Annotated in this window: 12 protein-coding genes and 1 pseudogene; 5 read left to right on the plus strand and 8 right to left on the minus strand. The window is 40.7% G+C overall.

The features are described 5' to 3' along the window. The first annotated feature begins 301 nt into the window (after positions 1-301). From sohB to FB6_RS04540, 4 genes are all read left to right on the plus strand, one after another. Entirely contained in the window at positions 302-1,264 is a 963-nt protein-coding gene (gene sohB, locus FB6_RS04525) for a protease SohB (RefSeq protein WP_174558859.1), read from the plus strand. Between the two features lie 108 nt (positions 1,265-1,372). Then, on the plus strand, positions 1,373-1,834 hold the full coding sequence (locus FB6_RS04530) for a hypothetical protein (protein WP_174558860.1): 462 nt from the start codon (positions 1,373-1,375) through the stop codon (positions 1,832-1,834). A 40-nt stretch (positions 1,835-1,874) separates the two neighbouring features. Beyond that, positions 1,875-2,291, plus strand: coding sequence for a hypothetical protein (locus tag FB6_RS04535; protein ID WP_174558861.1), 417 nt, complete (start codon positions 1,875-1,877; stop codon positions 2,289-2,291). Between the two features lie 41 nt (positions 2,292-2,332). Continuing rightward, on the plus strand, positions 2,333-2,755 hold the full coding sequence (locus tag FB6_RS04540) for a hypothetical protein (protein WP_174558862.1): 423 nt from the start codon (positions 2,333-2,335) through the stop codon (positions 2,753-2,755). On the opposite strand, the gene FB6_RS04545 is transcribed toward FB6_RS04540, so the two are convergent. Continuing rightward, positions 2,739-3,392 (minus strand): DUF2238 domain-containing protein, encoded by a 654-nt coding sequence (locus FB6_RS04545; protein WP_174558863.1) that lies wholly within the window; start codon positions 3,390-3,392, stop codon positions 2,739-2,741. The genes FB6_RS04540 and FB6_RS04545 overlap by 17 nt on opposite strands. Before the next feature lie 324 nt (positions 3,393-3,716). Between FB6_RS04545 and FB6_RS04550 the strand changes: the two genes are divergently transcribed. Further along, positions 3,717-3,956 carry a hypothetical protein gene (locus tag FB6_RS04550; protein WP_174558864.1) on the plus strand — a complete coding sequence of 80 codons (240 nt, stop codon included), beginning with the start codon at positions 3,717-3,719 and terminating at the stop codon, positions 3,954-3,956. 148 nt (positions 3,957-4,104) lie between these two features. Here the strand turns inward: FB6_RS04550 and purB are convergent, their stop codons facing one another. From purB to FB6_RS04585, 7 genes and pseudogenes are all read right to left on the minus strand, one after another. Next, on the minus strand, positions 4,105-5,493 hold the full coding sequence (gene purB, locus FB6_RS04555; RefSeq protein ID WP_174558865.1) for an adenylosuccinate lyase: 1,389 nt from the start codon (positions 5,491-5,493) through the stop codon (positions 4,105-4,107). A gap of 57 nt (positions 5,494-5,550) precedes the next feature. Next, the gene (gene hflD, locus FB6_RS04560) at positions 5,551-6,282 is read right to left on the minus strand and encodes a high frequency lysogenization protein HflD (RefSeq protein WP_174558866.1); all 732 of its coding nucleotides are present in this window, start codon (positions 6,280-6,282) and stop codon (positions 5,551-5,553) included. Positions 6,283-6,298: 16 nt separating this feature from the next. After that, positions 6,299-7,432, minus strand: coding sequence for a tRNA 2-thiouridine(34) synthase MnmA (mnmA, locus tag FB6_RS04565; protein ID WP_174558867.1), 1,134 nt, complete (start codon positions 7,430-7,432; stop codon positions 6,299-6,301). A gap of 4 nt (positions 7,433-7,436) precedes the next feature. Further along, on the minus strand, positions 7,437-7,922 hold the full coding sequence (locus tag FB6_RS04570; RefSeq protein ID WP_174558868.1) for an NUDIX hydrolase: 486 nt from the start codon (positions 7,920-7,922) through the stop codon (positions 7,437-7,439). Positions 7,923-8,295: 373 nt separating this feature from the next. Next, positions 8,296-9,483 (minus strand): multidrug effflux MFS transporter, encoded by a 1,188-nt coding sequence (locus FB6_RS04575; RefSeq protein ID WP_174558869.1) that lies wholly within the window; start codon positions 9,481-9,483, stop codon positions 8,296-8,298. Further along, positions 9,480-9,953, minus strand: a complete 474-nt coding sequence (locus tag FB6_RS04580) for a MarR family winged helix-turn-helix transcriptional regulator (RefSeq protein ID WP_174558870.1) — start codon at positions 9,951-9,953, stop codon at positions 9,480-9,482. Before FB6_RS04580 ends, FB6_RS04575 begins: the two co-directional genes overlap by 4 nt. Positions 9,954-10,129: 176 nt before the next feature. After that, a pseudogene (locus FB6_RS04585) lies at positions 10,130-10,242 on the minus strand (IS982 family transposase); the annotation flags it as partial.

The following is a 10,242-nucleotide window of genomic DNA, read 5'->3' on the forward strand; positions in this document are numbered from 1 at the left end:
AGAATTATTCAACTAAATTTATTCGAAAGGAAGCTCTTAAGGTCACTCTTTCTGCCTGATAAAAAATGGCTAAAACAAGAAGAACCTCAATTGAGGTTCCTATTGTGATATTTGTGGGACAGCAGTGGCCGTAAGGCTCTTTTTTTATAGCTGCAAGATTTTATTGGCAGATAGTATTTTCAAAGAAATTGAAAAAACAGATTTTATCAATGAGAATTATTTTCAAAATTTACATTGAATTTTGATGATGAAACCCACATCTTATACACCATAAATATGAATTAAATGAGCTTGTATCTGTATGTTATTTCACAACCCTAAATTACCGGCTGAAATCCGTATTAGCCATTTAAACGCACGTGTAAATGAACAACGTAAAAAAATTGCACAAGCCACTGCATCTAAATTGGAGCTATTGCATCTTGCTCAGCAGCTTTCAAAAGAAGCACGTTTACGTAAAAAAAATAATCAAAAAATTTATGTTCTCGATTTTAAGGGTGACACAGCAGCATCAGCAGTAGAAAATTTACGTGAAGAAATTACCCTGATTTTAGCAACAGCAAAAGCCGGACGTGACCGTGTGGTGGTTCGTCTGGAAAGCCCGGGTGGTATGGTGCATGGCTATGGTTTGGCTGCTGCCCAGCTGGTGCGTTTGCGTGATGCTGGTTTTAACCTCACCATTTGTGTAGATAAAGTCGCAGCCAGTGGTGGTTATATGATGGCCTGTATTGCCAATGAAATTGTCTCTGCACCATTTGCTGTGGTGGGTTCAATTGGTGTCGTCGCACAGGTTCCCAACTTTAACCGTTTGCTCAAAGAAAAGCACATTGATTTTGAGCTTTATACCGCGGGTCAGTTTAAACGTACCGTGACTATGTTTGGTGAAAATACGGCTGAAGGCAAAGCCAAATTTGAAGAAGAATTGCAACAAACACATGAGCTATTTAAGCACTTTGTTGAGAAATACCGCCCACAACTGAATGTCGAAAAAGTGGCAACAGGTGAGCACTGGTATGGCAAAGATGCACTTGAATTAAATCTGGTGGATAAGCTGCAAACTTCAGATGAATATTTACTCGGTTTGTTGGCACAGCATGAAGTTTTTGTGATTGAAACCCGCCGTAAACCAACGTTGGGTGAAAAGTTGGGTCTACAAGCTGCTCAAATGGCAGATGGTTTAGTGCCGGCAGTGATGAATAAAGTTATGGAAACGTTGTCAAAAGCGAGTGCGAATGTTATTCAATTGCGCGATCCTAAGCTTTAATTTCAAGATATTTTTTTAAATAGAAAGGCTCACCTCGGTGGGCTTTTTTTATGGAAAAAGAGTGTAATTATGTTAGATTGACTTTTAAACGCTTATCATCACTTTTTAATGTCTAACTTTTTGATTATTTTCGGTTTAATTCTATTTTTCTTTTGCTTTCTGGGATTCCTTGTTTGTTTGGGGATATTTTTACCGAAAGCAGAAAAAGAAGGAGAGAAGTGGGTTACTTTTCCATTTTTAATTATGGGATTGATGTTTATTATTGGTCTGATTGCTTACAGCACAGGAATAGCAATTAAAAACGATCAACCGATGGAAGTTTCAAAGGCATGTGGATGGGTAAGAGATTATCAAACAATTCCAAATTGCAGTGGTCGAGGCAGTCGCAAATGTGAGCCTTTTGAGCGGATCGCTATTCAATTTAAAGGCTCATCTTATTTGCGTCATATCCGATTTAATGAACAGTTAGAACGTAAAGCATCAGGAATTTATGCGTGTTTTGAATTTTATGACCGTATGAAATATTCACATTTAAAGGAATCAAGAATTATCAATTGGGTTAAATCATGAGGGTGAAAGAGGTTTTCGGTAAATCGTGGAATATTAAATCATGCATACATTTTTAGTTTTTATCGGTATTTTAAGTTTGGTGTTATTACCATTTCTTGCGTATGTTTTCGTCGTGCCCAAGTTGGATAATATTAATCATAAGCAAACGTTTCCAATCTATAGCTTTATACCGGGGTGTTTAATTTTAGCTTTTGCAGCATTCTTAAAAGAAGATCAATCTCGTGAAATATCTCAAGCATGTGGAAAAGTGCAATTTTATAAAACCTATTCAATCAAACGTGATCATTTTGAACGGATCGCGATTCAGTTTGATGGTTCAAAATATAATCGGCATTTAAGATTTGAAAAATATTTAGAACCTAAACAGAAGGGGGAACATGTTTGTTTTGAATATTTGGATAAATTTAAAAATTCAGATTTGAGCGAGTCAAAAATTTTAAAATGGGTTGATAAATAAGGGGGGATTTAGCGTGATTATGCGCTATTCAGGGTGTTTAGATGTTTAAACTACTGTTCATTTTAGGTGGGTTATTATGTTTGATCGTCTGGCCCTTAATCTATGTATTATATTATCGTGAGCATAAAACGAATGCATTGATGTTTTACACCATGCTTTTTGCACCGGCAGCCATATTGTGGGGCATATTTTATATGCTTTCTGCACAGCAGCAGGATATGACTTCGGATGCATGTGGCGTGATTCAAAATTACCAAATCTATAGGACAGCTGGGAATCCAAATTCCAGAAAACCATTTCAACGTGTTGAAATATTGTTTGATGGCGCAAAATATTCAAAGCATTTACGGGTAGATGGTAGTCTAATAAAAAAAGATGTCGGTGCACATGTGTGCTTTGAGTTTTATGATCGTAAAAAGAATCCACATATGACTGATTCCAAAGTTATCACATGGTCAGATTAGGCTTATGATTGGGTTTAGGTTTTTTGATTAAACAAATCGCACCCGTAATCATTGCACCCACGGTAGCCAGAAACATATCCTTATGCGCATCCCAGATATCACCTTGCTGACCATTATAGTTTTCAGCTTCCTCAGGCGATAAACCAATGGCAATCCACCATTCAATCCATTCATAGATCAGGCTGCTGGCCATGACAAACTGGATCACCAGCAGGAAAAGCACACTAGGTTTAAGTGTAGGTAACCAGACTTGAAACAGGCGATAGAAAAAAGGGTAGAGTAATAGACCATAAGCAATATGCACCAGACGATCATACATATTGCGGGTCCAGCCCATAGATTGATTTAAATCAACATGCAATAGCTGTTTAATCCACTCGTTATAAGGTACGTAAGAATAAAGGTAATGAGCACCGAGAATATGAATCAGTAAAAATGAGAGATAGAAGACAAAGCTGATATAACTGAGACCGATCTTTTTGAGACAAATCCACAGGGTAATCAGCATGAATGCTGTACCAATCTGATGCAGACAATAAGAAAATAATTCGAGCGGTTGAATACTTGCAACGACTATGGCAATAGCGACCAAAGCTAAAATAATCCAGTGCTTTAAGGTGAGTGGGTATTCAATCATCTTATTATTTTCAACTTTAAATTGATGAAGATTATAATAAAAAAGTGAAGCCTAAGCTTCGCTTTTTAAGCGTAATGATAAATTAGATTTTCGCAATGGAATCTTTAGTCTGTTCGCTCACGTTAATGTATTGCTGTGAGGATATCGCGGCGGCCTTTTTAGCAAAATAAGTAAGGCTGATAGTTAATATAGCTCCAAACGTATTGCTATTTCCGTAATCAATTGTGGTGTTATGCGTCATGATTTTGCCCTGTGTAAAGGCTTTTCATAAGCGAATCCATTAAACTGCATTTATATTTTTTATGATTTTTCTAGGTAGTGCACATGGCTGTTGTGGAAGCATTCGAAGCAAAACAGAATTGCTATTTTAATTATGACTTTGAAGCACTTTATTTAGAGGATGATTTCCCTGAAGAATTGTCCGTTTCTTTGCGCGGCATGTTATATAGACATGAGATTCAATATCCAGATGCAATCTATTATATTTATTTCAGTGATATTTTAAACGGTGATGAATTGGAAAAAATGAAAGCGGATTGGATGTGCTATTGTCCAATATTATAAAACTTCCCTCTCCTTGTAGGAGATGGTTAGGGAGAGGTGGATACCCTCATCTCCTTGCGGAGCATGCTCCTCATCCCAAAGGGAGAAGGAGTATATAGGTGGAAATAAAAAAGCGAAGCCTAAGCTTCGCTTTTTTATTCATCTAAAATCAGATCTTAGAAATTAAATCAGCAACTTGTTTTGCTTGAGTTGAAGCATTACCTGTATATGTAGCAGGTGTCATTTCAGCTAAACGCGCACGATCAGCAGCTGGAACAGCTTCTAATTCGTTACCGTTTACGAAATCAACCATCATGTCGCGAGTCATGGCTTGACCACGAGTCAGTGCTTTCAATTTTTCGTATGGTTTTTCAACTGCATAACGACGCATAACTGTTTGGATTGGTTCAGCTAGAACTTCTTGAGCGTGGTCAAGGTCTTCAAGAATACGTTGAGCATTCAATTCAAGTTTACCAATACCTTTAGAACAAGCTTCGAATGCGATCAAGCTTTGAGCGAAACCAACACCCATGTTACGAAGCACAGTAGAGTCGGTTAAGTCACGTTGCCAGCGAGATACAGGAAGTTTTTCGCCCAAGTGTGCAAGTACGGCATTTGCAATACCCAAGTTACCTTCAGAGTTTTCGAAGTCAATTGGGTTGACTTTATGCGGCATAGTTGAAGAACCAACTTCGCCTTCTTTCAAACGTTGTTTGAAGAAACCTAGAGAGATGTAACCCCAAACGTCACGGTTAAAGTCGATCAAAATCGTATTGAAACGACGTAGCGCATCAAAAAGTTCCGCCATGTAGTCATGGGGTTCAATTTGAGTGGTGTACGGGTTGAATTCTAAACCTAAAGATTCAACAAAAGCTTGTGAATGCGCAGGCCAGTTGATTTCTGGGTAAGCAGAGTAGTGCGCGTTGTAGTTACCTACAGCACCGTTGATTTTACCAAGCAATTCAACTTGTTTGAATTGTTTGATTTGACGTGCAAGACGGTAAGCCACGTTTGCCATTTCTTTACCCAAAGTTGTTGGGCTAGCAGTTTGACCGTGTGTACGAGACAACATCGGTTGTTCTGCATGTTGCTCAGCTAAAGCAACAATTGAATCGATAATTTGTTGCATAGCAGCAACTAAAACTTCACGACCATTTTTCAGCATTAAAGCATGAGACAAGTTGTTGATGTCTTCAGAGGTACATGCAAAGTGAATGAATTCACCGGCATTTTTAAGCTCATCAATGTGTGCAATTTGTTCTTTTAGGAAGTACTCAACCGCTTTTACATCGTGATTCGTGGTACGTTCGATTTCTTTAATGCGGTTGGCGTTGTCTTCAGAGAAGTTTGCAACAATGGCATCCAGTGCAGCGTTAGTTTCTGCGCTGAAAGCAGGAACTTCAGTGATTTCAGGACGGTTTGCAAGCGCTTGTAACCAGCGAACTTCAACAGTCACACGAGCGTGGATTAAACCAAACTCAGAGAGGAAAGGGCGCAGAGCATCACATTTGCTAGCATAGCGTCCATCTAATGGAGAAAGTGCGGTTAAAGCGTTCATAGCGATTCCTTAAACTTTGGAATTAAACGTAAAACGGAGAGCTTGATACAGTTCAAGTTAGACCACCTGATACTGTAATCGAGCAAGATCTTGAATATCTTGGAGTAGTTTGCGCTTGCTGAAAATCATGCCCCATGAACTACCGCCAAGTTGACGCCACAAGTGCGCCAGTTGCAGACCGGTAAACAGGGAAGCGCGGATACGATTGGTATGTCCACTATCTTTAAACGCTTCAGCATTGCCTTTGACCATAATGCGCGGATTAATTTGCCCCGCAGTTTCAATATAGGTCTGGGCCAGATTGGCAATAATGCTGGGATGCAGATAGTTATTGTCAAAAAAAGACAGTTGTTTCAGAATTTTCTGTTGCGATTGTTCAATAATTTCAACAAATTTGGGATTGCTATAGACTTTTTTCTCTAACTGTAACAATGCCATGGCATAGCTCATTGGCAGTTTGGTATTGGAGAATTTAGGTAAACGCGATTTGGGAGAGGTATTAAAAGGTTGGGTAATGCTGCTTTCTAATGTTTTGAGACCCAGGGAAATATCGGCAAGTTGGTTAAAAAAGTGTAGGGTTTGACAGGATTCATTGGCGGTAGGGCGGATATTCAGGCTGGCTTTAATGAGTTGTTCTAAATAGAAGCTCCCATTTTCGCCAATGCTCTGCTGTCCCGACATGGCCGTCATATGCGTCAGCTGTGTCGACTGGAACACAGCTGCTAACGCCAAAGCACGGTTCTGACGTACATTCAAAGTCCGAGGCTGTTGAAAGGGTAACTCAGCCATGCCTATCGCTTCCTTTTTAAATAAAATCAGGTTTCGGTGCATTGGTATGATGAATCACACCACCACCTAAACAAACTTCATCTGCGTAGAACACTACACTTTGTCCTGGAGTCACCGCACGTTGCGGTTCATCAAATTCCACTCTTACGCCGTTTGGCATACTGCTGTCTTTATAAATGACGCAGTCTTGGTCAGGTTGGCGATAACGGGTTTTCGCTGTGCAGCGGAAGCCTGTTTCAGGAATTTCTTGCTCGCCAGCCACCCAGTCAATTGCTTCACTCCAAAGTATAGTACTTTGCATCAGTGGATGCTCATGACCCTGACCAATAACAAGGCGGTTGTTTTCAATATCTTTATAGAGAACAAACCATGCACCTTCGGATTCGCCTTTTAAACCGCCTAAGCCGATGCCACCGCGTTGACCGAGGGTATAGTACATTAAGCCGTGATGTTCACCAACCTCTTTACCGGTATCCAGCAAAATTTTTCCAGGTTGGGCAGGCAGGTATTGTTTTAAGAAGTCATTAAAACGACGTTCGCCAATAAAGCAGATCCCGGTTGAGTCTTTTTTCTTGGCTGTTGCCAGACCGAGTTCTTCAGCAATTTTACGTACTTGCGGTTTTTCAATTTCACCGACAGGGAACAGGGTTTTATTGATTTCACGGCCATGCACGGCATGCAGGAAATAAGTCTGGTCTTTGTTTTGGTCAAATCCGCGCAATAAAGGAGCGTATTCTTCACCACGCGAATTAGTCATGGTTTCACCGCGGCGGCAGTAATGACCGGTCGCAATAAAGTCTGCGCCCAAATTTACGGCATGGTCTAAAAATGCACGGAATTTGATTTCTTTATTACATAAGATATCCGGGTTTGGAGTACGACCAGCAGCATATTCAGCCAGGAAATGCTCAAATACGCGATCCCAGTATTCCATGGCAAAGTTGGCAGTATGTAATTTAATACCAATCTTGTCGCACACGGCTTGCGCATCGGCAAGGTCTTCCATGGCCGTGCAATATTCCGTGCCGTCATCTTCTTCCCAGTTTTTCATGAAAAGTCCTTCAACCTGATAACCCTGTTGAAGAAGGAGTGCTGCAGAAACAGAAGAATCTACACCACCAGACATACCGACGATGACACGTTGTTGCATAGGATTAAGCATCCAAAGTTGAAATAAGGGGAGAATTCTGGTGCTCATAAACGAGCGATAAAGGATATTTTTGACCGGATAAGGCATCTTCAACGGCTTTAATCACCAGAGGACTACGTGCACGTGCAGATTCTTTCAGTTCATCCAGTGTCATCCAGACGGCACCGACGATTCCAGTATCTAATTTGGCATCGGCATGATGATGCAGATCTTTGGCCAGAAAGCAGAAACGGAAATAGGTACGGTCAGGGAACATTGGGGGAGTATAGGTATACATGCCAAGCAAGTCTGTAATTTCTACATCATGCCCGGTTTCTTCCATAGTTTCACGAATGGCTGCCTGGATGAGCGTTTCACCACATTCGACATGTCCTGCCGGCTGGTTAAATACAGTATGTGTTACACCTTGAGTATGTTCTTCAACAAACAGGAATTTTCCGTTTTTTTCAACAACAGTCGCTACAGTAACGTGGGCAGTCCAAGCGGTCATAGAAAAGCACCATGGGGCAAAAGGGGTATTCTACAAAATTTAGCGCGCGGTGGCTATGTTGGGAGAGTTTTTCTTTGATTAGTTAAAAAAGGTTATTATTTCATATTGCTGTTAAAAATTGATAATTGTTGAGTTTTGATTTTATTTGCTTAAAAGTTTATTAATATGAACTTATCAAACAGTGTGGAACAATGCTTAAATAATAAGCGTGAAACACAATATTTCATGTAAAATGTCTGACTTGGTATGGTAGAGTTTTTATTTAAAACTAAATAATTGATTTTTAATATATTATTAAAATAATTTCGTATAACGTGTATTATGTTAATTTTAGAAAATCTTCACATTAAAAAAATGGCTATTTAGAACTGTACTATTTGGGGCTTCGTAAAGCTAAGTAGAAAAAGCCCAAAGCAAAGATGCTGGCGCCCAGTAAAATGCAGGCCACACTTAGTGCGGGATTATTACCTAAACCGCTTAACGATGTGCATATTGCGCCGATGCTCATTTGCGCACAGCCATACAGTCCAGAGGCTGAACCGGCTACTTTAGGATTAACATTTAACGTATTGGTCAGCGCTGCCGGTGAGGTAAAGCCACCGCCAAAGCAATAGCCGATAATTGGGATCATTAAAGTATAAGGATTTAACCAATGCGCAAAATTACAGGCCAGTAAAATCACCGCAGAACTGACGCTGATGCTGCTGCCGATCAGCACCATTCGGTTTAAGGAAATTCTGGAGACCATCCGTGATGAGCAGAAGGTGCCGAGCCAAATCCCCAGCATGACCAAAGCCAAATACAGGCTGACATGGTGAATTGAACCATGCAGCTGATGCAGCACAATGAACGGTGCAACGCCTAGAAATGCATAAAAAGAGGTGGTTGCCAGACTGCCACCCAAAGTAAACCCTAAAAATTTAGGCGAAGTGACCAGCTTTTTATAATCTGCCAGCACGGTTTGAAACGAGGTTTGTTTTTGCTGTGTCTCATCATCGTGCACAAAGATCCAAACCAAAAACAGATTCAGCAGACCTAAACCGGACAGCACCATAAAGATGGTTTTCCAACCGGAAAGGGCTGCAAAAAAACCGCCCAGAATAGGCGCAAGCCCCGGGCCAAACATTACCATCATGTTGAGCAGTGACAGCCGTTTGGTGGTTTCAATACCCGTTGAGGTATCGCGGACAATCGCACGCCCCAGCAGCAGGCCGGTACAGCCACCCAGCGCTTGCAGAAAACGCATGAAGATCAGTAGATTTAATTCAGACGCGAAAATTGCGCCAACGCCCGCACAGGTATATAGCAGCATGCCGAAAACCAATACCGGACGGCGTCCAATCGCATCTGCCAAAGGGCCATAAAATAATTGACCTAGCGCCAAACCTAAAATATAGACACTTAAGGTGAGCTGAACTTGGTGAATTTCTGCATGAAAATACTGTCCAACCAATGGCAGCACAGGCACAAAAATGTGCATGGCTAAGGTGCCAGACAGGGTTAAAATGGCTAAAAACCACAGTGGGACATTTTTTGCCTTTTGTGCTGTTTGAGTATTCATTCAGGTTGTCCTTTTTGCGCACTATGCATGCCATCGAGAATACCAAACAGTTGCTGCAGTAGACGTCTGGCAGCCACTAAGTCATCAGGATTGAGTTGGGCTTTAATTTCATTTTCCAAATCTTGCGACATTTGCTCTAAATGTTTGGCGATTTCCCGGCCCTGAGCCGTAATACTGGTGGCTTTGGCGCGCCGGTCATGTTCTTCTGGCACACGCTGAATGTAGCCGGCTTTTTCCAGCTGATTTAATACCCGAACTAAAGATGAACTGTCTAATGAAAGCATTGCTGCCAAATCTTTTTGCCGAATTGGTTTCTCCATGCGTGATAGATACAGAAGCGGCACCCAAGCGGCATCTGTTAAATCATATAGCACTAGCCGGCTGTCTACTGTTTTACGCCAAGTTCTAGCAACCAATGCAACGAGGGTTGCAAAACGCAGGTTATCCAAATGCTGTGTGGGATTGTTCATGTGAAAATAGTTTGTATGTCATCTATTTTTTAAACATAGTCCTGCTGGATGATGCTGTCAATTGCAGATTGATATTTGCGCAGCATCTTTATCATCAAAAAAAATAATTTTCGCTTATGTGAAATTCTAGATTAATGGGCCTTTCGATCATTTACTTAACATAACCCGAATCCTGCTTAAGCTAATGATTTCATAATTTGAATTGTTGGCTTATTTCGATGGGTTAATTGGTATGCACATAAAGAAGCATAAATTCCACTTAGAAATCCATGAATACTACGAGCTTTAC

The organism is Acinetobacter bouvetii (assembly GCF_902753875.1).
Taxonomy (GTDB): domain Bacteria; phylum Pseudomonadota; class Gammaproteobacteria; order Pseudomonadales; family Moraxellaceae; genus Acinetobacter; species Acinetobacter bouvetii_A.